Origin of the sequence: Streptomyces sp. NPDC048521 (assembly GCF_043199855.1) — a bacterium.
Lineage (GTDB): Bacteria > Actinomycetota > Actinomycetes > Streptomycetales > Streptomycetaceae > Streptomyces.
The window spans coordinates 482,576-507,795 of sequence record NZ_JBICWR010000004.1; the positions used below are offsets into that span (position 1 = coordinate 482,576).

At 73.2% G+C, this 25,220-nt stretch carries 16 protein-coding genes and 2 pseudogenes; 14 read left to right on the top strand and 4 right to left on the bottom strand.

Annotated elements, in window-relative coordinates; genetic code table 11:
* Positions 1-234 precede the first annotated feature (234 nt).
* The 6 genes from ACGFRF_RS13165 to ACGFRF_RS13190 all read left to right on the top strand — a co-directional run bounded on the left by ACGFRF_RS13165 (position 235) and on the right by ACGFRF_RS13190 (position 12,826).
* On the top strand, positions 235-1,944 hold the full coding sequence (locus ACGFRF_RS13165) for a glycerol-3-phosphate dehydrogenase/oxidase (protein WP_393739158.1): 1,710 nt from the start codon (positions 235-237) through the stop codon (positions 1,942-1,944).
* A 221-nt stretch (positions 1,945-2,165) separates the two neighbouring features.
* The gene (locus ACGFRF_RS13170; protein ID WP_393739160.1) at positions 2,166-4,202 is read left to right on the top strand and encodes a serine/threonine-protein kinase; all 2,037 of its coding nucleotides are present in this window, start codon (positions 2,166-2,168) and stop codon (positions 4,200-4,202) included.
* A 162-nt stretch (positions 4,203-4,364) separates the two neighbouring features.
* Positions 4,365-7,088: a protein kinase gene (locus ACGFRF_RS13175; protein WP_393739162.1), complete on the top strand. Its 2,724-nt coding sequence runs from the start codon at positions 4,365-4,367 to the stop codon at positions 7,086-7,088.
* 139 nt (positions 7,089-7,227) lie between these two features.
* On the top strand, positions 7,228-9,051 hold the full coding sequence (locus tag ACGFRF_RS13180; protein WP_393739164.1) for a protein kinase: 1,824 nt from the start codon (positions 7,228-7,230) through the stop codon (positions 9,049-9,051).
* A gap of 138 nt (positions 9,052-9,189) precedes the next feature.
* The gene (locus ACGFRF_RS13185) at positions 9,190-10,989 is read left to right on the top strand and encodes a serine/threonine-protein kinase (protein ID WP_393739166.1); all 1,800 of its coding nucleotides are present in this window, start codon (positions 9,190-9,192) and stop codon (positions 10,987-10,989) included.
* 190 nt (positions 10,990-11,179) lie between these two features.
* Positions 11,180-12,826 (top strand): serine/threonine-protein kinase, encoded by a 1,647-nt coding sequence (locus ACGFRF_RS13190; protein ID WP_393739167.1) that lies wholly within the window; start codon positions 11,180-11,182, stop codon positions 12,824-12,826.
* Here the strand turns inward: ACGFRF_RS13190 and ACGFRF_RS13195 are convergent.
* Positions 12,813-13,157 (bottom strand): annotated as a pseudogene (locus ACGFRF_RS13195) (helix-turn-helix transcriptional regulator); the annotation flags it as partial. The gene ACGFRF_RS13190 and the pseudogene ACGFRF_RS13195 sit on opposite strands and share 14 nt — an antisense overlap.
* A 15-nt stretch (positions 13,158-13,172) precedes the next feature.
* On the opposite strand from ACGFRF_RS13195, the gene ACGFRF_RS13200 reads away from it, so the two are divergent.
* The 4 genes from ACGFRF_RS13200 (at position 13,173) to ACGFRF_RS13215 (ending at position 18,100) form a co-directional block, all read left to right on the top strand.
* Entirely contained in the window at positions 13,173-13,397 is a 225-nt protein-coding gene (locus tag ACGFRF_RS13200; RefSeq protein ID WP_393739169.1) for a hypothetical protein, read from the top strand.
* Positions 13,398-13,442: 45 nt separating this feature from the next.
* Positions 13,443-14,471, top strand: coding sequence for a serine/threonine-protein kinase (locus ACGFRF_RS13205; protein ID WP_393739171.1), 1,029 nt, complete (start codon positions 13,443-13,445; stop codon positions 14,469-14,471).
* A gap of 136 nt (positions 14,472-14,607) precedes the next feature.
* Entirely contained in the window at positions 14,608-16,221 is a 1,614-nt protein-coding gene (locus ACGFRF_RS13210) for a succinic semialdehyde dehydrogenase (RefSeq protein ID WP_393739173.1), read from the top strand.
* A gap of 100 nt (positions 16,222-16,321) precedes the next feature.
* Positions 16,322-18,100, top strand: coding sequence for a GMC family oxidoreductase N-terminal domain-containing protein (locus tag ACGFRF_RS13215; protein WP_393739175.1), 1,779 nt, complete (start codon positions 16,322-16,324; stop codon positions 18,098-18,100).
* A 746-nt stretch (positions 18,101-18,846) separates the two neighbouring features.
* Here ACGFRF_RS13215 and ACGFRF_RS13220 read toward each other — a convergent pair.
* Positions 18,847-19,104 carry a chorismate mutase gene (locus tag ACGFRF_RS13220; protein WP_393739177.1) on the bottom strand — a complete coding sequence of 86 codons (258 nt, stop codon included), beginning with the start codon at positions 19,102-19,104 and terminating at the stop codon, positions 18,847-18,849.
* Between the two features lie 346 nt (positions 19,105-19,450).
* On the opposite strand from ACGFRF_RS13220, the gene guaA reads away from it, so the two are divergent.
* Positions 19,451-21,031: a glutamine-hydrolyzing GMP synthase gene (gene guaA, locus ACGFRF_RS13225; protein WP_393739179.1), complete on the top strand. Its 1,581-nt coding sequence runs from the start codon at positions 19,451-19,453 to the stop codon at positions 21,029-21,031.
* A gap of 17 nt (positions 21,032-21,048) precedes the next feature.
* On the opposite strand, the gene ACGFRF_RS13230 is transcribed toward guaA, so the two are convergent.
* Complete coding sequence (locus ACGFRF_RS13230; protein ID WP_393739181.1) at positions 21,049-21,510, bottom strand: pyridoxamine 5'-phosphate oxidase family protein; 462 nt, start codon at positions 21,508-21,510, stop codon at positions 21,049-21,051.
* Between the two features lie 165 nt (positions 21,511-21,675).
* Between ACGFRF_RS13230 and ACGFRF_RS13235 the strand changes: the two genes are divergently transcribed.
* Positions 21,676-22,470 (top strand): class II aldolase/adducin family protein, encoded by a 795-nt coding sequence (locus tag ACGFRF_RS13235; protein ID WP_393739183.1) that lies wholly within the window; start codon positions 21,676-21,678, stop codon positions 22,468-22,470.
* On the opposite strand, the pseudogene ACGFRF_RS13240 reads toward ACGFRF_RS13235, so the two are convergent.
* Positions 22,463-23,349 (bottom strand): annotated as a pseudogene (locus ACGFRF_RS13240) (DUF4429 domain-containing protein). The gene ACGFRF_RS13235 and the pseudogene ACGFRF_RS13240 sit on opposite strands and share 8 nt — an antisense overlap.
* 181 nt (positions 23,350-23,530) lie before the next feature.
* Here ACGFRF_RS13240 and ACGFRF_RS13245 point away from each other — a divergent pair.
* A complete protein-coding gene (locus ACGFRF_RS13245; RefSeq protein ID WP_393739185.1) occupies positions 23,531-24,811 on the top strand; it encodes a hypothetical protein in 1,281 nt (426 codons plus the stop codon).
* Positions 24,812-24,917: 106 nt separating this feature from the next.
* Positions 24,918-25,205 (top strand): hypothetical protein, encoded by a 288-nt coding sequence (locus ACGFRF_RS13250; RefSeq protein ID WP_393739187.1) that lies wholly within the window; start codon positions 24,918-24,920, stop codon positions 25,203-25,205.
* The last annotated feature ends 15 nt before the right edge of the window (positions 25,206-25,220 follow it).

Below are 25,220 nucleotides of genomic sequence, written 5' to 3' on the forward strand. Positions count from 1 at the left end.
GCTGTGGACAGCATGAGCGAGTGCGATGTCAGACTAGGTACATATATGACCGTTATGTGTGATTGTGTTCGTGTGTCTTCCGAGGGTTGTGCGCGAGTTGTCCACAGGCTGGGAGCGCGTGGTGGCTGAACTCGGGCGACGCGGTCAGAATTTGGGCATGAGGAGGGGATGAACCGGGCTTCGCCCACCGGGTGCGGCCGACGCGAGCGAGTTGTGCGACAGCGGGAGGCAGCGGTGAGGACAGCGACTCTGGGACCGGCGCAGCGCGCCGAGGCACTGGCGGCGATGGTGGAGCGCGAGCTGGACGTGCTGGTGGTCGGTGGCGGAGTGGTCGGTGCCGGCACCGCACTGGACGCGGTCACCCGCGGCCTTTCCACCGGCCTGGTGGAGGCCCGCGACTGGGCGTCCGGCACCTCCAGCCGGTCCAGCAAACTGATACACGGCGGCCTGCGCTATCTGGAGATGCTCGACTTCGCTCTGGTCCGCGAGGCCCTCAAGGAGCGCGGTCTGCTCCTGGAACGGCTCGCCCCGCACCTGGTCAAGCCGGTGCCGTTCCTCTATCCGCTGCAGCACAAGGGCTGGGAGCGGCTGTACGCAGGCTCGGGCGTCGCGCTCTACGACGCGATGTCCATGGCCCGCGGCCACGGCCGGGGCCTGCCCGTACACCGCCACCTGACCCGCCGTCACGCCCTGCGGGTGGCGCCCTGCCTGCGCAAGGACGCCCTCGTCGGCGCCCTGCAGTACTACGACGCCCAGATGGACGACGCCCGCTTCGTCGCCACCCTGGTGCGCACGGCGGCGTCCTACGGCGCGAAGGTGGCCAACCGGGCCCGCGTGACGGGGTTCCTGCGCGAGGGCGAGCGGGTCGTCGGCGCCCGGGTACAGGACGTCGAGGGCGGCGGGGAGTACGAGATCCGCGCCCAGCAGATCGTCAACGCCACCGGCGTGTGGACCGACGACACACAGGCCATGGTGGGCGAGCGCGGCCAGTTCCACGTCCGCGCCTCCAAGGGCATCCACCTGGTCGTGCCCAAGGACCGCGTCCACTCCACCACCGGCCTGATCCTGCGCACCGAGAAGTCCGTCCTCTTCGTCATCCCCTGGGGCCGGCACTGGATCATCGGCACCACGGACACCGGCTGGGACCTGGACAAGGCCCACCCGGCCGCGTCCAGCGCCGACATCGACTACCTGCTGGAGCACGTCAACTCGGTGCTCGCCGTGCCGCTCAGCCGTGACGACGTGCAGGGTGTGTACGCGGGCCTGCGGCCGCTGCTGGCCGGTGAGTCCGACGCCACCAGCAAGCTGTCCCGCGAGCACACGGTCGCCCATCCGGCGCCGGGTCTGGTGGTCGTGGCGGGCGGCAAGTACACGACCTACCGGGTGATGGCGAAGGACGCCGTCGACGAGGCGGTGCACGGCCTCGACATGCGCGTCGCCGACTGCGTGACCGAGGAGACCCCGCTGCTGGGCGCCGAGGGCTACCAGGCGCTGTGGAACGCGCGTGCGCGGATCGCCGCCCGCACCGGACTGCACGTGGTCCGGGTGGAACACCTGCTGAACCGGTACGGCTCGATGGCCGAGGAGGTCCTGGACCTCATCGCCGCCGATCCCGCGCTGGGCGAGCCGCTGGAGGCCGCCGACGACTACCTGCGTGCCGAGGTGGTCTACGCCGCCTCGCACGAGGGGGCCCGGCACCTGGACGACGTGCTCACCCGCCGCACCCGCATCTCCATCGAGACCTTCGACCGGGGCACCCGCAGCGCCCGTGAGGCGGCCGAGCTGATGGCACCGGTCCTCGGCTGGGACAAGGGCCAGATCGAGCGCGAGGTCGAGCACTACGAGAAGCGGGTGGAGGCCGAGCGGGAGTCCCAGCTCCAGCCGGACGACCAGACGGCGGACGCGGCACGGCTGGGGGCCCCGGACATCGTGCCGCTCACCTGACCCGGTCGAGGACCCCGCTCGTGGGGCCGTTATGTCGTGCGCCGAGCGAAGCGCGGTGTTCTGCGACCTCACGGCCCATCAACCCGGTAGCGGAACACCCGCTTCAGGCCGTCTTCGGGCGTGCGGAGGGCGGGCCGCGGCCAGGGGCCCCCTGGGCGTCGGGCACTTGCCGGGTGAGAGACAATGGAGGCTCTGTCAGGGCGGGTTGTATGAGGGGACGCATGTCGGAGGCGGAGCGGGCGGGGACATCTCGTCAGGAGACTCGTCAGGACAAGAACGAGCGGCGTCTCCTCGCCGGGCGGTACCGGCTGGGAGACGTGCTGGGTCGCGGCGGCATGGGCACGGTCTGGCGCGCCGAGGACGAGACCCTGGGCCGGACGGTCGCCGTCAAGGAACTGCGGTTCCCGTCGAACATCGACGAGGAGGAGAAGCGGCGCCTGATCACGCGCACCCTGCGCGAGGCCAAGGCGATCGCCCGGATCCGCAACAACAGCGCGGTGACGGTCTTCGACGTGGTCGACGAGGACGACCGGCCCTGGATCGTCATGGAGTTGGTGGAGGGCAAGTCCCTCGCCGAGGTCATCCGCGAGGACGGCCTGCTGGAGCCCAAGCGCGCCGCCGAGGTCGGGCTCGCCGTCCTCGACGTGCTGCGCTCCGCGCACCGCGAGGGCATCCTGCACCGGGACGTGAAGCCGTCCAACGTGCTCATCGCCGAGGACGGCCGGGTCGTGCTCACCGACTTCGGCATCGCACAGGTCGAGGGTGACCCGTCCATCACCTCCACCGGCATGCTCGTCGGCGCCCCCTCCTACATCTCGCCCGAGCGCGCCCGCGGCCACAAGCCCGGCCCGGCGGCCGACCTGTGGTCGCTCGGCGGCCTGCTGTACGCGGCGGTCGAGGGTCTGCCGCCCTACGACAAGGGCTCGGCGATCGCCACGCTCACCGCCGTGATGACCGAACCTCTGGAGGAGCCCAAGAACGCGGGCCCGCTCCGGGACGTCATCTACGGCCTGCTCACCAAGGACCCGGCCCAGCGACTCGACGACGCCGGGGCGCGGGCCATGCTCAACGCGGTGATCCACGCGCCCGAGCCGGAGCCGATGGACGCCACGCGCGTGGTTCCGCTGCCGGCTCAGCCCGGCTCGCCCGAGGGCAGGCGGGGCGAGGAGGCCGCGGAGAAGCTGCGGGGCGCGCTGCGCTCGGTGCGCAAGGCGGCCGGCGCGGCCACCGCCGCGGCCTCGGCGCGGGCCAAGAGCGCAAGCGACACCGCGCCGGGTGCCGGTGGTCCGGCCGGCGCGGGCGGCGCGGTCGCCGGTGGGCCGCGGCCCACCCCCTCCGGACCGCTGGGCGCCGGACCCGCGGCGAGGCCGGCGGGCCCGGCCTCGGGCGCCGCCGCCGTGCCGAACTCCAGCGCGAACAAGACGAGTTCCGGCTGGCCCGTGGTGCCGCCGCCGGACCTCGACCTGCGGCCGCGGCCGGTGCCGAGGGCACCGCTGACCGACGTGGTCCCCAGGCGCACGCTGGTGATCATCGCCGTGGTGGCCGTCCTCGCGGTGATCGGTACGGTGCTGGCCCTCGTGCTGAACGGCGACGACTCCGACGGCGGCCAGGACAACGGGGCCGGCGCCGCGGCCAGTGCGAGCGCGTCCACCAAGCAGGACAAGGGCACCGGCGGCGCGGACGGCAAGGACGGCGGCGCGCGGACGGACGGGTCGAACTCGGCGACCGCGAGCACCGGTTCGGACCCGGACGACGCGAGCGCCAGTGCGTCCGCCGACCGCTCCGGCTCGCCGGACGCGTCCGGACCCGAGGACGGCGGGGGCGCCCCGGTGGTCCGGACCCGCAAGAGCGGCCAGGGCTACTCGATCGGACTGCCCAAGGGATGGACGTACAAGTCCTCCGACGGCGCCGGCGACCGCTACACCGGGCCCGACGGGCAGCGGCTGCTCGTCGGGTGGACCAGCTCGCCCAAGGACGACCCGGTGGCGGACTGGGAGAGCCAGGAAGGCGGCATGGTCCGCCCCCAGTACCGCAGGATCCGCATCGAGAAGGTGGACTACCGCGACTGGAACACCGCGGACTGGGAGTTCACCTACGTCGACGACGGCACCAAGTACCGCAGCATCGACCGCGGGTTCGTGGTGAACGGCCATCTCGGTTACGGGATGATGTACACCGCGAAGGCCGCGAACTGGGGCAGCGAGCTGCGCAAGGACACCTGGAAGACGCTGACGAAGTCTTTCAAGCCCAAGTCGTAGGCGCACGGCGCCGGTTTGGCGCCTGAGAATCCGTCATCCTCTCAATGCGGGTTGCCTACGGCACGTATCGTGAAGGGTCGCGGACCGTACGCAGCCGGATGTGCGTGCGAAACGGTCGTGAGGCGAACGGATGTGAGCAACCGGGCGGCCGGGGGAGGCAACGTGGACGACTACGCGGGTCGGGTGCTCGCCGACCGTTACCGCCTGCCGCTGCCGCCCTCCGACGAGTACGAACTCACCGAGACCCGGGCCTTCGACACCTACAGCGGCCAGGAGGTGCTCGTCCGGCAGGTGCCGTTGCCCGAGGTCGTCGAGGCCGAGGTGCTCGACGCGGAGGGACTGCCCGAGGGCTTCACCGCACGCGCGCGCGGCACACGCCCGGCGCCGGCGGCACGCGACGCCACCCGGCGGCCCGCCGAACCCGCCGTCCGGCGCGCCGTCGAGGCCGTGCAGGCGGCGGCCCGCATCCCCGACCATCCGCGTCTGGACCAGGTCTTCGACGTCTTCGCCGAGGGCGGTTCGCTGTGGATCGTCAGCGAGTCGGTGGCAGCGCGTCCGTTGGCCGCGCTGCTTGCCGAGAAGCCGCTGACGCCGTACCGGGCGGCCGAGGTCGCCTCCGACGTGCTCATGGCGCTGCGGGTGCTGCACGCCCACGGCTGGGTCCACCGCAACATCACCGCCCGCACGGTGCTCGTCTGCGACGACGGCCGCGTCATGCTGACCGGCCTCGCGGTCGGCGCGGCGGAGGAGGCACTGTGCGGATACGACCCGGTGCCGGCACACGAGGGCGTCGCGGAAGGACCGGAGGGGGCGGAGAGCGCAGCAGGCGCCGCGCCGGGGGCCGGGGGAGGTTACGCAGGTGGCCCCGGGGTACCGGCGGCCGGCGCTCGTGGTCCGGGTGGTTCCTCCGGTTCCGGTGATCGCGCACGGGGTGCGGTCGGCGGAGAGGCCGGTGCGGCGCCGGGTGCCGAGGTCGATCCCGAGGCCGCGCGCCGGGCCGCGATCCAGGCTAGGGCGGCCGGCGGGCTGCCGGTGCCGGGGGCGAACGGGGTTTCCGGCGGCACCGGTGCACCCGGGGCGTCCGGTCCGCCGGCACAGCGGGCCCTGGACAGCGGTACGGACGTCCGTGCCGCCCGTGCCGGGGCCATCGCCGCCTACCGCGCGGGTGCCCGCGCCGCCGCCCGGGTGCAGGAGGCCCAGCAGAACGGGCGTGCCGCGCTGCCCGGGGCCCGGCCGCCAGCCGAGGGCGACACCGGTGCGGACCGGTACGACGGTGCCGGGCAGCCGTCGTACCCCGCCGGACCGGGCAGCGCCACACCGCCCGGCCGGATCGCCGACCCGTACGGCGTGCACGGCCCGCCCTGGCACGGCGCCTCGCCGCGTACCGGATCCGACGCGACGCCACCGGGTCCGGGCGACGGTCCGCAGCGGGCGGGGCCGGCCCCGGGGGACGAGCGTGTCGGCCATGCGTCCGGACCTGGCCGACCGGGCACCGCCCCCGTCCCCCTCGACCACGCCTCCGGTGACCAGGGCGTCATCCCGGCCCAGGGCGTCACCCCCGCCTCCCGGACCCCTGCCCTGCCCGCACAGGCGGCCGACCGGTGGGACGGCACCGGCACCGAGGGGGCCGTACGGCGGGGGCCCGCCACCGCGCTGGCCGCCGAGCGCGCGCGGCAGGTGCGGATGACCGTCGTGGGGCCGGTGACCGAGCGGTGGGCGCCGGAACAGGCCGGGCCCGTGCACGAGAACTGGCAGCTGGCGGCGCCGATCGGCCCGGCCACCGATCTCTGGGCGCTGGGCGCGCTGTTGTTCCGGGCGGTGCAGGGGCACGCGCCGTACCCGGAGGAGTCGACGGCCGAGCTGGTGCAGCTGGTGTGCGCCGAGCCGCCCGCGTTCGCCGAGGAGTGCGGACCGCTGCGCCCGGTCGTGGAGTCGCTGCTGCGCCAGGACCCCACCGACCGGCTGGACTTCGAGGAGCTGAGCGGCTGGCTGCGGTCGCTGGTGCGGTCCGCGCCCGAGCCGGACGCCGGCACCCATGTCGTCCCCGTCCCGCCCGCCGACCCGAGCCGGCTGCCGATCGTCCGGCGCCGTGGCGAGCTGGTGCGGCGGCGCCGCGCCGGACTGCCCGCGGCCCATCCGCACGGCCGGCACAAGCGGGCCCGGGACGAGGGCCGTTCGCCGCGCAGCCTGGGCCGGACCCTGCTCCTGCTGATCCTGCTGCTGCTGGCCGGCGCGATCGCGTACGCGATGCTGTTCATGCCGAAGCAGAAGGACAGCGGCGCGGCCGGCGGCGACCGTACCGGCAGCGCCGGGCAGGCGAATCCCGCACCCACCCGGTCGGCGCAGCTGCCGTCCGGGCGGAGCACGCCGGACGGCAGCCCTTCGGCGTCCGCGCCCGCCACCGAGCCGCAGTCCGGCGGCAACCCTGCCGTCGCCGACGGCTTCACCCTGCGCAAGGATCCGGACGGCTTCCAGGTCGCGGTCGCCAAGGGCTGGAGCCGCACCCCGAAGAACGGCAGCGGCCAGGTCGTCTACGCACACGAGAAGTTCGAGCTGATCCTCGTACCCGGCCGGGACAGCGCCTCCGCCTACGGCGGCGATCCGATGGTCTACCAGCGGGACAAGGAGAGCGAGCTGCAGCCGTACCGCAACTCCAGCTGGGCCACCGCCACCGGTCTGCGCACCATCGAGGTGGGCGGACGGACCATGGCCGAGGGGCAGTTCACCTGGACCGACGGGCAGGGGCGCGATCTGTTCGTGCGCAACATGGCGATCCTGCTGAACGGCCGCTACCACATCGTCCAGGTCCGCGGTCCGGAGGCCGAGCGGGACGAGGTCACGCGGCTGTACGAGCAAGCTACCGCGACGTACCGCTACACCGGTTGAGCGCCCCGTATACCGGTCGACAGGAGCGGGATCCGGTAACCGTCACAGGACTGTCACCTTGGTACCCCGCTTGTTCCCAGCGGCAGGGGCGGTCCTTAGTCTGACCCTGTCAAGAGCATTGCGGGGCAACGTGAATCAGATGCAGGGCCTGCTCATAGCGGGCCGCTACCGGCTCGCCGATTCGATCGGCAGCGGCGGCATGGGCCGGGTCTGGCGCGCCCACGACGAGGTGCTGCACCGGTCGGTCGCCATCAAGGAGTTGACCGCCGCGCTCTACGTCTCCGACAGCGATCAGGCCATTCTGCTCGCCCGCACCCGGGCCGAGGCGCGGGCCGCCGCGCGCATCAACCACTCCGCCGTCGTCACCGTGCACGACGTCCTCGAGCACGACGGCCGCCCGTGGATCGTGATGGAGCTGGTCGAGGGCCACTCGCTGGCCGACGCGGTCAAGGAGCGGGGACGCGTCGAGCCGCGGGAGGCCGCGCGGATCGGCCTGTGGGTGCTGCGGGCGCTGGGCGCCGCGCACTCCGCCGGCGTGCTGCACCGGGACGTCAAGCCCGGCAACGTCCTCCTCGGCCGCGACGGCCGGGTCCTGCTCACCGACTTCGGCATCGCCCAGATCGAGGGCGACACCACCATCACCCGCACCGGAGAGGTCGTCGGCTCGGTCGACTACCTCGCTCCCGAGCGGGTGCGCGGCCACGACCCCGGCCCGTCCTCGGACCTGTGGGCGCTCGGCGCCACCCTGTACACGGCCGTCGAGGGCCGCTCGCCGTTCCGCCGCACCTCGCCGCTGGGCACCATGCAGGCGGTCGTCGAGGAGGAGGTGGACGAGCCGCGCCACGCCGGTCCGCTCGGACCGGTCATCGCCGCGCTGCTGCGCAAGGAGCCGGACCGGCGCCCGGGCGCGCAGGAGGCGGAGCAGATGCTCGCCGAGGCGGCGGAGGGCCGCCGGCCGAGCGCGGCGCAGGCCTTCGTGCCGACGCAGGGCTCGGGCCTGCACTCGGGAAGCGGCCAGGGACCGGGAACCTCCGGTCACCGGCCGGGAATCTCGGGCCACGGGTCGGGCACCTCCGGGTACCCGTCCGGCACTTCGCGTCACGGCTCCGGGACGGCCGCTTCCGGCTACGGCTACGGCTCCGGCACCTCGGCCTCCGGTTACGGCTCGGGGGCGAGAGGCCCCGGTTACGGAGCCGGTGCGGCGATGGGCGCGGGCCTTTCCGGTACCGGGCCGACCGGCGTGGCGCCGACGGTCGTGGGACCGGCGGGTGGGGCACGCCCGGCCGCCGGCCGGCCACGGCGCCGGCTGCGCACGCTCGCGCTCGTCGTCGCCGTCGCGGCCGTGCTCGGCGGCGGGGCGGCGGTGGCCTACCAGCAGTGGGGCGGGACGGGGCAGCCGAGCGGCAGCGGGACCGCCGGTGGTACGACCCCGGCTCCGGCGTCCTCGGGGAGCGCCGGCGGCACGTCCGGCCAGGAAGGCACGATCCCCGCCGGCTGGGAGTCCCACGACGATCCCCTGGGCTTCAGCCTCTCCCTGCCCAAGGGCTGGAAGCGCAAGGTCTACGACGTCCAGGGCGACCTCAAGCAGATCGACTACTCGCCCGACAACGGCAGGCACTTCGTCCGCATCGCCATCGACGGCTCACCGGACTTCGCCGACGCCCGGCTCCACCAGGAGGATCTGGAACAGCAGCTCCAGCGCCTGGTCGACTACAAGCGCGTGACCCTGCAGGAGAACATCTACCGCGACCGCAAGGGCTCGCTGTGGGAGTACACCTGGACCGCGCTGAGGAAGGACCCGCCCTACGTCCCCGGGCCGCGGCACGCCATCGAGGAGACGTACTTCTCCCGGCAGGGCACCGAGTACGCGATCTACATGTCCTCGCCGGCCGAGGACTGGGCGACGACCAGCAAGCAGTTCACGTGGGTGCTGCAGAGCTGGCAGCAGCCGGACGCTGGCTGACCCGGCCGGAATCGCCGGGACAGTCGGCGACGCCGAGACGGCCGGAGCGCCGAGACGGCCGAAAATGGCAGGCTGGGCGGGCCGCTTGGCCGATCGGCGCCCCGGAGCGGATGGGTCCGGTGCGGCATGATGGGCCTCATGGGGACCGAGGGCGCCGACTTCCGGGTGATCGCGGGCCGTTACCGCCTGGAGGCACGCATCGGGCGCGGCGGCATGGGCGTCGTATGGCGGGCGAGCGACCAGGTGCTGGGCCGCCATGTGGCGGTCAAGGAACTCCTCCCGGACGACTCGCTCCCGGAGGACGACACGCGCCGCCGCCGCGACCGTACCTTCCGCGAGGCCCGCGCGGTCGCCCAGCTGCGGCACCCGCACATCATCGTCGTGCACGACGTGGTCGAGCATGACGAACGGCCGTACCTGGTCATGGAGCTGGTGGACGGCGGGTCGCTCGCCGACCGGATCGCCCGGCAGGGCCCGGTCGACGCCGCCGAGGCCGCGCGGATCGGCATCGCCCTGCTGAGCGCGGTGGGCACCGCGCACGAGGCGGGGGTACTGCACCGCGACATCAAGCCCGCGAACGTCCTGATCGAGTCCGGCACCGACCGCGTCGTGCTCACCGACTTCGGGATCGCGCAGGTAGCGGGCGCCACCACGCTCACCGAGACCGGTTCCTTCGTCGGCTCGCCCGAGTACACCGCGCCGGAGCGGATGTCCGGGCTGCGCACCGGGCCGGAGTCCGACCTGTGGTCGCTGGGGGCGCTGCTGTGTACGGCGCTCAGCGGCGAGTCACCGTTCCGGCGCGACTCGCTGGGCGGCATCCTGCACGCCGTCGTCGCCGACGACATCCGTCCACCCGCCCAGGCCGGGCCGCTGCTGCCCGTCGTACGGGGGCTGCTGGAGCGCGACCCCGACCGCAGGCTGGGCGCGGCGGACGCCGAGCGGATGCTGCGCACCTACCTGGAGACGGGCCGCACACCGGCCGCGCCGGACGGTCCCGGTACGGCGGGCGCGCACGGCAACGCACGCATCCCCTGGCTCGGCGGCGGCCGCACGCACAGATCCGGGACGGCCGGGGGCCACACCTCCAGGTCCGCGGTGCCCGGCAGCCGGCCGCCCGAGGACCCGGCGCCCTACACACCGACCCGGCAGGACGTCCCGTCCAGCGGCCCGCTCCCGTCCGCCGCGCCCCGGCCGTCGGCGCCGGCCCCCGCCCGGCCGTCCCCGCGCGGGGTGCTGGTCGCCGCCCTGCTCGTCGCCGCGCTGGCCGGCGCCGGTGTGTCGGCCGCGGCGCTGCTGCTGCACGGCGACGGGGACGGGGGCGGCGGCACCCCGGGCGGGACGGCGGCGACGACCCCGGCACCCCGGACCGGCACGAGCACGAGCGCGCCACCGACCGCCACCACACCGCTCCCGACGCCCACCGGCACCTCCCCGGCCCCCAGCGCGGCACGCCCGGCAGGCACCGGCCAGACCGGCGCCGACTCGCCCACGCCACCCTCGGGTTACCGCACCGCCCGGGACCCGGCGGGCTTCTCCCTCGCCGTACCGGAGGACTTCACCCGCAGCCTCCAGGGCGAGCGCGTCTTCTACCTCTCGCCGGGGCAGACCTTCCGGCTCGGCGTCAAGGTCTCCGACCCCCAACCGGGAGGCCCCACCGGTGTGATGGAACGCTCGGCCGCCAAGGGGCCAACCACGAACCCCGGTTATCACGACGGCCGGGTCACCCCGACCACGCACGACGGGCGCCCCGCCGCGCTGTGGGAGTTCACCTGGGACGGCTTCAGCGCCGCGGAGGGCCCTCGGCACACCTACGACCTGTGCTGGGAGGAGGCCGGGCGGCTGTACGACGTGTGGGTGTCGGCGCCGGTGGGCCAAGTACGGGAGGCCCGGGAGTACTTCGACGTGGCGGTCGGCACCTTTTCGGTCCCGGGCGGCTGAGCGGAGTCCCACAGTCTCGCAGTCCCGGAGTGGCGGGCGCCTGGAGTCCCGGAGTCCCGGAGTGGCGGGCGCCCGGAGTCCCGGAGTCCCGGAGTCGCGGACGCCCGGTCGCTCGTCACCGGGTCACGGGTGTGTGACCGGTTCGTGTGCGCGGTGGCTCCGGGCGGCGGCGGCGCGATATGGATGACGCATGAACGATGACGGGGGAACCGGTCACGGGACCGACGACACGACGAGTTTTGTTCTGCAACCGCCGAGGCCGCAGCCGCGGCCCGACGCGTACCCGATGGCGCGCCCGCTCGCCGGGCCGCAGCCGCAGGCCCACGCGGCGCCGGCCCCGGCGGTGCCCGCCCAGGGCGCGGGCGGCGAGCGGCTCGTCGCGGGCCGGTACCGGCTGCTCGGCAAGCTGGGCCACGGCGGGATGGGCACCGTATGGCGGGCCAAGGACGAGATGATGGACCGCGAGGTCGCCGTCAAGGAGCCCCGTGTACCGGACCACCTTCCCGAACGGGAACGCGCCAACGCCTTCGAGCGGATGCGCCGCGAAGCCCGCGCGGCGGCCCGCCTCGACCACCCGGCGGTGGTGAACGTGTACGACGTCGCGGTGGTCGACGGCCGGCCGTGGATCGTGATGGAGCTGGTGCACGGCCGCAGCCTCGGCGACGCGCTGGGGGAGGGCACCCTGGGCGCGCGCGAGGCGGCCCGGATCGGCCTTGAGGTGCTCGGCGCGCTGGAGGCGGCGCACACGGCGGGTGTCCTGCACCGTGACGTCAAGCCCGACAACGTCCTGCTCGGCCGGTACGACCGGGTGGTCCTGACGGACTTCGGGATCGCCCAGATCGAGGGCGACACACGGCTCACGGACACCGGCGGCTTCGTCGGCTCGCCCGAGTACATCGCGCCGGAACGGGTGCTGGGGCAGCGGCCCGGCCCGGCGAGCGACCTGTGGTCCCTGGGCGTGGTCCTCTACACGGCCACCGAGGGCGTCTCGCCGTTCCGCCGCAGCAACACCCCGGCGACCCTCCAGTCCGTCCTCAACGCCACCCCGGCCCCGCCCGCGTCCGCCTCGGGCCCGCTGGCGGAGGTCATCAACGGGCTGCTCCAGAAGGATCCCGCGCACCGGCCGGCCGTGGATCGGGTCCGTGCCCTGCTCGAGGAGGCGGCGAAGCCCCCGGCGCCCCCGGTGCCGACCCGGGCCGCGCCGGTGCCCAGCCCCTCCCGCCGCCCGCGCCGTGCGGCGTGGCTCGGCGCGGGTGCCGTGGTCGTCGCGGCGGCCGTGACCGGGTACCTCGTCCTCGCCGACCCCTTCGCGGGCCCGCTCCCCGACGGCTGGGCGAAACGGCAGCAGACCGGACTGGGCGTCACCCTCGCCGTCCCCGCGCACTACCAGGTCGCCCGGCCCGAGAAGACGGACAGCGACAAGAACTGGGTGACGTACGGGGACTGGAGCGGCGACATCTGGGTCCGTCTGCACCTGGACCGGAAGTCGGAGGACGACCTGAACCGGATCAGATCCAGCGCGCGGTCCCAGATGTACGACGACAACGAGAAGTTCAAGAGCCAGGGCGACTACGAACTCGGCATGGACGAGGCCACGAAGACGGTCCCGGACGCGCAGGCCACGTACCACGGCCGGCAGGCCGCCCAGAACACCGTCACCTATCAGACCGACGACCTGCGCAAGCGCCCCCGCGAACTGCGGATCTTCTACTACCGCACCACGTCCGGCGACATGTACGAGCTGGCCGTCGGCTACCCGGCCCGGGGCGACTTCACCGCCCGCGGCCGGGAGGTGGCGAAGGCGGCGATCGCGAACCTGGAGATCACGAAGCCCTGAGGTCGCGGTATCGGCCCGGCGTGATCCCGAACTCCCGGCTGACCGCGTGCGAGAGCGCGTACGGGCTGCCGTACCCCGTCACCCGGGCCACTGTCGCGAGCGGGGCGTCGGAGTCACGCAGCCGGGTCGCCGCCAGGGTCAGCCGCCACCAGGTCAGGTCCGCCATCGGCGGACGGCCGACCAGGGAGGCGAAGCGGCGGGCGAGGGTGGCGCGGGAGACGCCCGCCTCGGCGACCGGACGGCCGGCCGTCCAGGGGGCCGCCGGATCGGAGTGCAGGGCGCGCAGCGCGGCCGTCGTCACCGGGTCGTTCAGGACGGCCGGCCAGGGTCCCGAGGCGAACGCGCGGTGTTCGTCGGCGACCTGCCGCACAGCCCGGTGCGGATCCTGCGGCCCGAGCACAGCAGCTGCTCCTGCGCCGACCCGCGCCGAGCGGCCGTCACCCGGCTGGGCGAGCTGGAAAAAGCCTCCGCGGAACGGGCGTTGGTCGTCCCGGCCCACTTCGCCGGGGCCGGCGCCGTGGAGGTGCGGAAGGCGCGGGACGGCTTCACCGTGCACCGGTGTGCCGCCTGACCGCCCGCTTCGACAACGGCGTGGTGCGCACGGTACTCATGTGACATGACTGAAGACGGCGAACACCCGCCCGACGGACGTCTGATCGGCGGCCGCTACCGGCTGACCGGACGCCTGGGCACCGGCCCGGCCGGGACCGTCTGGCGCGCCCGGGACGAACAGGGGGAGGCCCCGGTCGCCGTCAAGGAGCCGCTGCTGCCCGGCGATCCGGCCGACGACGAGGAGAGCCGGCGCATCGCGCACCGCCTGTACCGGGAGGCCCGCGCCGCCACCCGCGTGCGGCATCCCTCCGCCGTCTCGGTGTACGACGTCGTCACCGAGGCCGGAATCCCGTGGATCGTCATGGAGTTGGTGGTGGGCGAGTCCCTGCACGAGGCCCTCCGACGCGGGCCCCTTCCCCCCGCCGAGGCCGCCCGCATCGGACTCGCCGTACTCGGCGCCCTGCGCGCCGCCCACGCCGTCGGCATCGTGCACCGGGACGTCAAGCCGGCCAACGTCCTGCTGGAATCGGGCACCGGGCGGGTCGTCCTCACGGACTTCGGGATCGGCGACGGGCACGCGGGGGACGCGCCCGCCGGGTTCGTGGCCCCGGAGCGGGCGGCGGGACCCGGCGCCGGCCCGGCCTCCGACCTGTGGTCCCTCGGCGCGCTGCTCCGCGCGGCCCTCGGGGACACGGCCCCCGGCCCGCTCGGCCCGCTGCTGGACCGGCTGCGCGCCGACGAGCCCGAGGCGCGGCCCGACGCGGAGGAGGTCGACGCGGCACTGCGCGCATACCTGGGCCCGACGCCGGTACGGGACACGGCACCGGGGACGGAGCGGGAGCGGGCGCAGGAGCGGGAGTTGGAGCGGGAGCTAGAGCCGGAGCCGGGGCGGAAGCGGGAGCAAGAGGCGAGGCCGGGGCCGAGGCCGGAGGCTCGGCCCGTGACCGTGGCACCCGCACCGGCACCCGCTCCACCGGCCTCCGCTCCACCGGCCTCCGCCCCACCAGCCCCCGCCCCGTCCGCCGACGGGCGCCGCCGGACCCCGCTCACCGCTCTCAGCATGCTCCTCGCGAAAAAACCGGGAGACGGATGATCGCCCTGCCCGCCGACGCGCCAACGCCCTGATCAGTACATTCACTGCCAGTGATCACTGGCGGCATGTGAGCAGTCGGTGAATCCCCGTTACCGACGGGTACACAAAGCTTCCCCACCGGCATACCCTGCGCGTCATGACGGACACGCAGGCCCCGGACATCGCCGGTACCAACCCCCTCGCGCCCGCCCCCGAAGGGGCCCGCACCGCCGCCGACGTGGTCACCCCGGAACTGGTGGCCCAGCTCACCAAGGGTGTCGTCGGCTCCGGCCGCACCGCCAACCACACCCCGTTCACCGGTGAGAAGCTGGCCGACCTGCCCGAGTCCACCCCCGAGGACGTGCGGCGGGCCTTCGAGGCGGCCCGTACCGCGCAGGCCGTGTGGGCGAAGGTCCCGGTACGGCAGCGGGCCGCCGTCCTGCTCGGGTTCCACGACCTGCTCCTGGAGCGGCAGGCCGAGGTCCTCGACCTCGTGCAGTTGGAGACCGGCAAGGCCCGGCTGCACGCGCACGAGGAGGTGCAGGCCGTCGCCGTCGCGGCCCGCCACTACGGCCGCCGGGCCGCCGCCTACCTGCGCCCGAAGCGGCACGCCGGTGCCGTGCCGACCCTCACCAAGACCGTCGAACTGCGCCATCCGCGCGGTGTCGTGGGCCAGATCGCCCCCTGGAACTACCCGCTGGAGCTGTCCGTCGGCGACGCGCTGCCCGCCTTCGTCGCCGGCAACGCGGTGGTGATGAAGCCGGACACCGAGACCTGCCTCACCGCCCTGTGGGCCCGCGACCTGCTCATCGAGGCCGGGCTCCCCGAGGGGGTCTTCCAGGTCGTCCTCGGCGAAGGTCCCGTCGTCGGCCCGGAGTTGGTCAAGCACGCCGACTACGTCTCGTTCACCGGCTCCACCCGCACCGGCCGCGAGGTCGCCCAGGGCGCGGCCGCCCGCCTGGTCGGTGTCTCCCTCGAGCTCGGCGGCAAGAACGCCATGCTGGTGCTGGACGACGCCGACATCGAGAAGGCCGCCGCCGGCGCCGTGCGCGCCTGCTTCTCCTCGGCCGGCCAACTCTGCATCTCCATCGAGCGGCTGTACGTCCACGAGTCGATCGCCGACGCCTTCCTGGAGCGCTTCGCCGCCCGCACCAAGGCCATGCGGCTCGGCAACTCCCTCGCCTACGGCGCCGACATGGGCTCGCTGGTCGGGGAACGCCAGCTCACGACCGTCGAACGCCATGTCCAGGAGGCCGTCGCCAAGGGCGCGAAGGTGATCGCGGGCGGGACGGCCCGCCCCGACATCGGCCCCTACTTCTTCGAGCCCACCATCCTGGACGGCGTCGAGGACTCCATGGCCGTGTGCGAGGAGGAGACCTTCGGCCCGGTCGTCTCGATCTACCGCTTCACGCACGAGGACGAAGCCGTCGAGCGCGCCAACGCCACGCCGTACGGCCTGAACGCGTCCGTGTGGACGAAGAACGCCCGCCGCGGCCTGGACCTCGCCTCCCGCCTGCGCACCGGCACCGTCAACGTCAACGAGGGCTACGCGCCGGCCTACGGCAGCGTCCAGTCCCCGATGGGCGGCATGAAGGACTCCGGCCTCGGCCGCCGCCACGGCTCCGAGGGCATCCTCAAGTACACCGAGGCCCAGACCGTCGCCCAGCAGCGCCTGCTGCCGATGGCGCCGTCCCTGGGCATGACGGACGAGAAGTACGCGGCCTTCATGAGCACCAGTCTCCGCCTGATGAAGGCATTCCGGTTCAGGTGACCCACCCGAGGGGCGCGGGGCCGCATCGATGTGCGGCTCCGCCGCCCGGGCGCGATCGACCACAGACGGCCCGCACGCGAAACCCAACGAGGAGACCCCCGTGCCCCAGGACGCTTACGACTACGACGTCCTCATCGTCGGCTCCGGCTTCGGCGGCTCGGTGTCGGCCCTGCGCCTCACCGAAAAGGGATACAAGGTAGGCGTCCTGGAAGCCGGCCGCCGCTTCACCCGCGACAGCCTTCCGAAGAACTCCTGGGACCTGAAGAACTACCTCTGGGCCCCCCGACTCGGCATGTACGGCATCCAGCGCATCCACCTGCTGGGCAACGTCATGGTGCTGGCCGGCGCCGGCGTCGGCGGCGGTTCGCTGAACTACGCCAACACCCTCTACGTACCGCCGAAGGCCTTCTTCGACGACCCGCAGTGGAAGGACATCACCGACTGGCAGGAGGAGCTGAAGCCGTACTACGACCAGGCCCAGCGCATGCTCGGCGTACGGCTCAACCCCACCATGACCCCCTCCGACGTGCACCTGAAGGCGGCGGCACAGCGGATGGGCGTCGGCGACACCTTCCACCTCGCGCCGGTCGGCGTGTTCTTCGGCGACGGCAAGGACGCCGACGGAACGGCGCGGGCGAAGCCGGGGGAGCGGGTGGCGGACCCGTACTTCGGCGGTGCCGGCCCCGCGAGGAACGCGTGCACCGAATGCGGTGAGTGCATGACCGGCTGCCGGCACGGCGCGAAGAACACCCTCAACGAGAACTACCTCCACCTCGCCGAGAAGGCGGGCGCGGTGGTCCACCCCATGACGACGGTCGTGTCCGTCACGGACGACTCGCGCGGCGGGTACGCGGTGGCCACCCTGCCGACGGACCGGAAGAAGAAGGGCGAGGGCCGGGTCTTCACCGCGCGCAAGGTCGTCCTCGCGGCCGGCACCTACGGCACCCAGACACTGCTGCACCGCATGAAGGCGGGCGGTCGGCTGCCCTACCTGTCGGACCGGCTGGGTGATCTGACCCGCACCAACTCCGAGGCGCTGGTCGGCGCGCAGACCGACAACCGCCGCTACCGCAAGGCGACCGGCGAGCCGAAGGCCGACTTCACACGGGGCGTCGCCATCACGTCCTCGATCCACCCCGACGAGAGCACCCACATCGAACCCGTCCGCTACGGCAAGGGCTCCAACTCCATGGGCGGCCTGTCGATCCTCCAGGTGCCGTACGCCGAGGGCTCCTCCCGCGTGCTGGCCTGGCTGGCGAACGCGGCCCGGCACCCCCTGCTGGTCGCCCGCTCCCTGTCCAACCGGCGCTGGTCGGAGCGGACCATCATCGGCCTGGTGATGCAGTCGCTGGACAACTCCCTGACGACGTACCTGAAGCCCGGCGGTCTCGGCAAGGGCCTGCTGACCGCGCGCCAGGGACACGGCTCCCCGAACCCCAAGCAGATCAAGGCCGCCACCCAGGCCGCCTCCGCGCTCGCCGCCGAGATCAACGGCTTCGCGGGCAGCAACGTCGGCGAGCTGATGGGCACCCCGCTCACCGCGCACTTCCTCGGCGGCTGCCCCATCGGCGACTCCGCCGAGACGGGCGTGATCGACCCGTACCACCGGCTGTACGGCCACCCCGGTATCTCGGTCGTGGACGGCGCGGCGGTCTCGGCGAACCTGGGCGTGAACCCCTCGCTGACAATCACCGCGCAGGCCGAGCGGGCGATGTCCTTCTGGCCGAACAAGGGCGAGGAGGACCCGCGGCCTGCGCCGGGTGCGGCGTACGAGCGGCTGAAGCCGGTGGAACCGCAGTCCCCGGTGGTCCCGGCGGAGGCGTTCGGGGCGCTGCGGCTGCCGTTCCTCGGCATGCCGGCCGTACCTCCGAAGAAGTAGCCCGGAAGAGCCGGAAAGAGGGGCAGCGCGGGCCGCAAGGGCGCGGGCGGCAAGGGCGCGGACGGCAAAGAGGGACCTGCATCCCCCTCCGAAGGCAGGTCCCTCTCACCGTCTTTTGGATCTGGCAGGTTTGATCAGCGAAAGGCTGGAAGGGTTGCCCCGGCCGCGCCGGTTCTTCATGTGGGATGGGTCACACCGAGGCGGTCACGTCGCGTGCGCGGCGAACGGGCGGGCATGACGAAGGGCCCCGCGGAACGGAGCGACCGCGGGGCCCTTCTCCCCGTCAGCACCGACGTCAGGGCGGCGCCGGTGCCGGGGGCGGCGCCGGGGGGGTGCGCCGCTTGTTCGTGTGCCTCGTGGCGGACGGTCTCGACCTCTGGCGGTCGGTCGGTGCACCCGATGCCGTTGTCCGTGCCGGGACATGGGACTGGTGCGCGTCGTGCTGGATGAACACGTCATCCGCAACCGCTCGGCCCGGCATCGGTGCCTATCCGCGATGTTCCGCCGGCCGGCCCCGGGCGTCCCCGGAGCCGACCGTTCTCTTGGGTGACCGGGCTGCTGTCCCCTGCCGTCCGGTCACTTCCCTGGAGCGAGGTCCCACGGCGTACGGCACGACCCGTACGCCTCATCGCTCCAGCAAGCCACGCGTGGTCTGTCGGGCCCGCCCCTGGCTGGCACGGACACCCACCTCAACGAAGCGGTGCGCGAGGCGGTCACGCGCCGTACGGGTGAGAACGGGACCGAACTCAGGCGCGACCCCGGCACAGCTCCAGCAGGGTCATGGCGAGGGCGGTGCCGGGCTTGCCGAGGGCGTCGCGGTAGCGGCCGAGGATCTCCATCTCGCGGGACAGGTTCACCCGCCGGCCGCCGGCGGCGATCCGGGTCTGCTGGACGACGTCGGAGACGGCCATCCGCTCCTGGACAAGGCCGATGATTCGGTCGTCGAGCGCGTCGATGCGCTCACGGGCGTCGGCGATGGCCGCTTCCGGGGTGGTGGTGGTCACGTCGGGCTCCTTGCTTCGGAAAAGTGGATGCCCTGGAACGACAGAACCCGGAAAACGACAGGCGCCCCGGGCCTTGTCGGCCCGGGGCGCCTGGGAAGTCGCTTGGCGTTTCGCTCAAGCAGCACGACCATGGCAGCCGGCGGGCCGGATGCCATAGGTAAAGACGAAGGTCGAGTGCGTGAGCATGGGACCAGTATGCCACGGCGCCTCTCCGGCCGGCCGAGACGGCCGCCAGGGGGCTGAAACCTGGGGGCCGGGGCGGAGGGCCCGGTGACGGGAGCTGTCCCCCCGCACCCCGTTAGAATCGGAAGCACAGACCCCCGCCCAAACCGCCGGAAGGCACCCCGTGTCATCAGCGACTCAGTCTGCCGCCACGCCCGACACCGTCCTGGTCGTCGACTTCGGCGCGCAGTACGCCCAGCTCATCGCCCGTCGCGTCCGCGAGGCGCGGGTCTACAGCGAGATCGTGCCGAGCACCATGCCGGTTCAGGAGATGCTCGCCAAGAACCCCGCGGCGATCATCCTCTCCGGAGGCCCCTCGTCGGTGTACGAGGAGGGTGCCCCCACCCTCGACCGCGAGATCTTCGAGGCCGGCGTCCCCGTCTTCGGCATGTGCTACGGCTTCCAGCTGATGGCGCAGAGCCTCGGCGGCACCGTCGACAACACCGGCGCCCGCGAGTACGGCCGTACCGACCTGCACGTCTCCCGCACGTCCTCCACCCTCTTCGAGGGCACCCCGGACGAGCAGCACGTGTGGATGTCGCACGGCGACGCCTGCTCCGCCGCTCCCGAGGGCTTCTCGGTCACCGCGTCCACCGACGTCGTACCGGTCGCCGCGTTCGAGAACGACGTGAAGAAGCTCTACGGCGTCCAGTACCACCCCGAGGTCATGCACTCCACGTACGGCCAGCAGGTGCTGGAGCACTTCCTGTACCGCGGTGCCGGCCTGGAGCCGAACTGGACCACCGGCAACGTGATCGAGGAGCAGGTCGCCGCGATCCGCGAGCTGGTCGGCGACAAGCGCGCGATCTGCGGTCTGTCCGGCGGTGTGGACTCCGCCGTCGCGGCCGCCCTCGTCCAGAAGGCCATCGGCTCCCAGCTGACCTGCGTCTACGTGGACCACGGCCTGATGCGCAAGGGCGAGACCGAGCAGGTCGAGAAGGACTTCGTCGCGGCCACCGGCGTACAGCTGAAGGTCGTCGACGCCGAGGAGCGCTTCCTCACCGCTCTGAAGGGGGTCTCCGACCCCGAGGAGAAGCGCAAGATCATCGGCCGTGAGTTCATCCGCGTCTTCGAGCAGGCGCAGGCCGAGATCATCGCCGACGAGGGCCCGGCCGTGGAGTTCCTGGTCCAGGGCACCCTGTACCCGGACGTCGTGGAGTCCGGCGGCGGCACCGGCACCGCCAACATCAAGTCGCACCACAACGTCGGCGGCCTGCCCGAGGACCTCGAGTTCAAGCTGATCGAACCGCTGCGCAAGCTGTTCAAGGACGAGGTCCGCATGGTCGGCCAGGAGCTGGGCCTGCCGGAGGAGATCGTCCAGCGCCAGCCGTTCCCGGGCCCGGGTCTCGGCATCCGTATCGTCGGCGAGGTCACCAAGGAGCGCCTGGACCTGCTGCGCGAGGCCGACGCCATCGCCCGCGAGGAGCTGAGCGCGGCCGGCCTGGACCGTGACATCTGGCAGTGCCCGGTGGTCCTGCTCGCGGACGTCCGCTCGGTCGGCGTCCAGGGCGACGGCCGGACCTACGGCCACCCGATCGTCCTGCGCCCGGTCTCCTCCGAGGACGCCATGACCGCCGACTGGTCCCGGCTGCCGTACGACGTCCTCGCCCGTATCTCGACCCGGATCACCAACGAGGTCCGGGACGTCAACCGGGTCGTGCTCGACGTGACGTCGAAGCCGCCGGGCACCATCGAGTGGGAGTGAGCCTCGCTCGGTGAGGCTCAGGTCCGGCGGAGCGTGCGCACCGGCTCGCCGGGCTTCCAGACCTGGACGACCAGGTACTTCTCGTCCTCGACGTAGGTCCGTACGACCTCCGTCAGCTCGGTGCGGAAGAGGTGGAACGGCTGCGGCGGTTCCACCTCTTCGACGTACGCCCCCTTCACGGCCGCGTCGACGACCTCGCACGCCCGCCCGCTGATCCGGACGTCCCCGCTGCCCACGTCGGTACCCGGGTTGGCCTGGAGCGCGAAACGGGGGTCGCGCAGCAGATCGAGGGCCTTGAGGGAGTCCGGCATCATGCCGAGCCACAGCTCTCCGCCCAGGAAGCGGACCTCCAGGCCGGTGGTGCGGGGGGAGCCGTCCTTGCGCAGGGTCGCGAGGACATGGTGCCGGTAGGCGCCGAAACGCTTCTCGGCGATCGCCGCCAGTTCCGGTGCGGCGATGGTGAAGTCTGCCCAGTTCATACGCGCCAGTCTCGCGGCCAATCCAGACAGCCTCTGTCGTGTATTCGCTGCCTGTGCGACGCGGTCGTCAACTTCACAGAACTGCTCCTCCCTCGTGCTCTGCCCTTTTGCGCTGACCGGCGGTAACTTCCGGCCCGTACCGCAATCCCCCACGCTGGAGGACCTATGCACGGGCCCACCCCGCCCCTGCCGCTGCCCACCGACCAGCTGCAGTTCGCCATGCCGCCGATGCACGACTCGGTCGAGGACGAACGCCGGCACCGCAAGGAGCGGCTCGCCGGCGCCCTGCGGATCTTCGGGCGCAGCGGCTTCGAGGACGGGGTGTCCGGGCACATCACCGCCCGCGACCCCGAATTCACCGACTGCTTCTGGGTCAACCCGTTCGGCATGCCGTTCAAGCACGTCACCGTCAGCGATCTCGTCCTCGCCAACCAGGACGGGCAGGTCATCGAGGGCCGCTACCACGTCAACCAGGCCGCGTTCACCGTGCACGCCCAGGTCCACGCCGCTCGCCCGGACGTCGTCGCCGTCGCCCACTGCCACGCCGTGCACGGCCGTGCCGTCGCCGCCCTCGGCGAGCTGATCGACCCCATCACCCAGGAGAGCTGCGCCTTCTACGAGGACGTGGCGCTCTACGCCGCCTACAGCGGTGTCACCGTCGACGCCGAGGAGGGCCGCCGGATCGCGAACGCCCTCGGCTCCCGCAAGGCGCTCGTGCTGCGCAACCACGGGCTGCTGACCGTCGGCGACTCCGTGGACGCTGCCGCCTGGTGGTTCCTGTCCATGGAACGGTCCTGCCAGGTGCAGCTCATGGCCCGGGCGGCCGGACGTCCGGTGCTCATCGACCACAAACAGGCCGTCGCCACCCGCGAACAGCTCGGCGGCGACCTGGTGGCCTGGATCAACTACCAGCCCCTGTGGAAGGACATCAGCCGCAGCGAACCCGACCTGCTCAGCTGAACCCTCTGAGCACGGCCGCCTTCGTCATCGTGAACTCCTCGTCGGTGAGCACGCCCTCCCGGTGCAGCTCCCCCAGCTCCCGCAGCCGGCGCAGCAACACGTCGTGGTGGCCCGCCTGCGCCGGTACGACGGCCCGCCGCCGGTCCCGGCCGTCCAACGCGCCGCCCGTGCGGGTGGAGGGATGCGGCAGCCGGCGGTGACGGCCGCCGCGACCAGCGCGGTCAGCAGATCGCGCCGCACGCTGCCCCACAGGTCCAGGGTGTAGGGGTCCCGCTCGGGCGGCAGCTCGGAGAACACCGTCTCCGGGGTCACGAACCGCAGGAAGCCGTCCTCGCGGCCGGAGTTGGGCAGCCACTCCACCTGCACCAGGTCGCCGAGGCCGATGATCCGCGGGCCCGTCGCGCGCTTGACCCGGTCGGAGGTGTCGGCCCAGTCGATGCGCACCTGGGAGCCGTCGAAGGAGACCGTGCCGTCGGAGGACCGCACCGACACCGGCACCGGGGGCCCCGGCAGCAGATAGGCGGTCGTGGGCCCCTTGGGGACCTCCTCGAGAAACAGCGCGTGCCGGATCTCCTCGGCGACATACTCCGCGACCCCCGAGCGGTCCGCGTCCACCGTCAGCCGGTAGGGGTCGGCGCTGTCCGGCAGCCGGCCGCCCGTGGCCTGCAGCAGCGGATCGGCGCCCTCGCGCAGCCGCATCCGCAGCCGGCCACGCCTCCGCTCGGGCTCGTGGACGACGCCCGCGACCGCTTCCAGGGGTACGGAGATCTCCCCGTAGGTCTGCCGGAACAGCGCCACGGAACGGTGCAGCCCCGGGGTGATCCGGATCGTGCTGCCGTCGAAGGCCCAGGTCCCGTCCCGCTGGATGATCTCGGCCATGCGGGAATTCTCGCAGCCGGGTCAACACTGCGGCGCGTGCGTCACCCGCGGTGACCCGGTCCGGCGCACCCGGAGGTCCTGGGTTGGGGCACAATTCGCTCTCGTCACAGGGGAGTTGCGCGGCCCCGTCGCGGGTGTCGGCGGCCGTGCCGGAAGTTCGTGGGGAAGGCGGGCGTCGGGCGTGGCGGTGCAGGAAGCGAGAGGGGGCACGGGCCCCGGCGGGATCCACGAGGGCGGCTGCACCTGCGGGGACTGCCCGCACGGCGCCCGGGAGGGGCACCGGAGGGCCGTCGCCGCGTTCCTGCGCCGGCGCGACGAGCTCGCGGCCGGGCAGGGCCTGCCGGCCGCGGTGGCGCACTCGGCCTCGGCGTCCCGCCAGTGGGTCTCGGAGGAGCTGACCCAGCGCGCGGAGGCCGTCGCCGAACGCGGCCGCGCGGAGGGCGAGGCATGGCTCGCCCGGCTGTGGCTGCGGACGGTGTGCGTGGTGTGGGGCGCGATCGCCGTCCTGCTGCTCGGCGAGGCGCTCACCGCGATCGGCCCGGGCTGGACCGACGCCCGCACCGCCGCCCTGCTCGCCGCGCTGGTCGTCGCCGGGGCGCTGACGGCCGCCTGCCGGCTCCACCGGGTCCGCGGCGGGGCAGTCGCGCCGGTGATCGGCGAGGACAACCGGATGTCCACCTCCCGTACGGTGGCCGCCTGCTGGGTGCTGTTCGTCGCCTACGCGATCCTGCTGCTGGCCGCCCGGCTGGCCGCCGCCTCCGACCATGCCGAACGCGACGCGCTGATCGCGGGGCTGGACCTCGCGCGCGGCGCGGGCGTGGTGACCGTCCTCTGCGTGGTGTGCGGCATCGCCGTCCTGGTGCGCCGGGTGGTGGGCCTGCGCATCCTCGCCCAGCGGCTGCAGAAGGTGCCGGCCCACCGGCCGCGCGCCGCCGACCTGCTCACCGACGACTCCGGCCGGGGCACCTTCGCCGACATCCAGTACGTCGTCATCAGCGCCGTCGCCCTGCTGTTCGCCGCCGTACGGCTCGCCCGCCGCCCCGACCAGCTGCCCGACCTGCCCTGGGGCCTGGGCATGATCGTGCTGATCTCGGCCGCGACCTACCTGGCCGGCAAGTACGCCGAGGGCGGCCGCCCGGCCATCCTCTCCGTGGTCCGCGCCCGCGAACCCGGCGACCTGGACGGGCCGATCCGCACCGGCGACGACATCGAGATCCGCGGCACCGGCTTCGTCCCGCCCGGCGCGCAGAGCGCCGACCGGCTCTCGCGCATGGTCGTCCGCATCGGCGCGGTCGACGTCCATGTACCGCTCGTCCCCGTCGCGGGCGGCTTCCGCAACCCCACGGACACCGTCCTGACCGTGCCCGTACCGGCCGATGTCGAGCCCGGCTCGGTGGAGGTCCAGGTGGTGACCGCGGCCGGGGTGGCCACCAACCGCTGCATCGTCGAGGTGACGGAGTGAACCACCACGGGGTGAACCACGACGGGGGCAACCACGACGGGGTGAACGACCAAGGAGCGGATGACCAAGGAGCGGATGACCGGAGAGGCGGGGGAGCGGCGGACCGATGAGCGAGGGCGTCCTGCCGGTGATACCGGCCGATCCGCACGGACAGCGGGCCGCCGACGCCGACGCCGACGCCGACGCCGACGACCGCGCCGCGGCTCTGGTCCTGGAACCGGTCTCGGACCTGCCCACCCTCGACATCTCCACCCCTTGCTGCTCCACCGACACGTCCCTGGACCGGTTGGACCACGACTGGCCGTGCGGCTTCGGCCGTTTCGAGATCGTCGCATCCACCCCCGCCGTACACGCGAAGAGCCGAAATCCGGAAAATCAACCGGGAGAGGATTGAACGGGCCACTCTCGT

Coding starts and splice junctions, on each gene's coding strand:
- ACGFRF_RS13170 (WP_393739160.1), top strand. CDS start 2,166: ATGTCGGAGGCGGAGCGGGCGGGGACATCTCGTCAGGAGACTCGTCAG.
- ACGFRF_RS13180 (WP_393739164.1), top strand. CDS start 7,228: ATGCAGGGCCTGCTCATAGCGGGCCGCTACCGGCTCGCCGATTCGATC.
- ACGFRF_RS13185 (WP_393739166.1), top strand. CDS start 9,190: ATGGGGACCGAGGGCGCCGACTTCCGGGTGATCGCGGGCCGTTACCGC.
- ACGFRF_RS13190 (WP_393739167.1), top strand. CDS start 11,180: ATGAACGATGACGGGGGAACCGGTCACGGGACCGACGACACGACGAGT.
- ACGFRF_RS13205 (WP_393739171.1), top strand. CDS start 13,443: ATGACTGAAGACGGCGAACACCCGCCCGACGGACGTCTGATCGGCGGC.
- ACGFRF_RS13210 (WP_393739173.1), top strand. CDS start 14,608: ATGACGGACACGCAGGCCCCGGACATCGCCGGTACCAACCCCCTCGCG.
- ACGFRF_RS13230 (WP_393739181.1), bottom strand. CDS start 21,510: ATGAACTGGGCAGACTTCACCATCGCCGCACCGGAACTGGCGGCGATC.
- ACGFRF_RS13235 (WP_393739183.1), top strand. CDS start 21,676: ATGCACGGGCCCACCCCGCCCCTGCCGCTGCCCACCGACCAGCTGCAG.
- ACGFRF_RS13250 (WP_393739187.1), top strand. CDS start 24,918: ATGAGCGAGGGCGTCCTGCCGGTGATACCGGCCGATCCGCACGGACAG.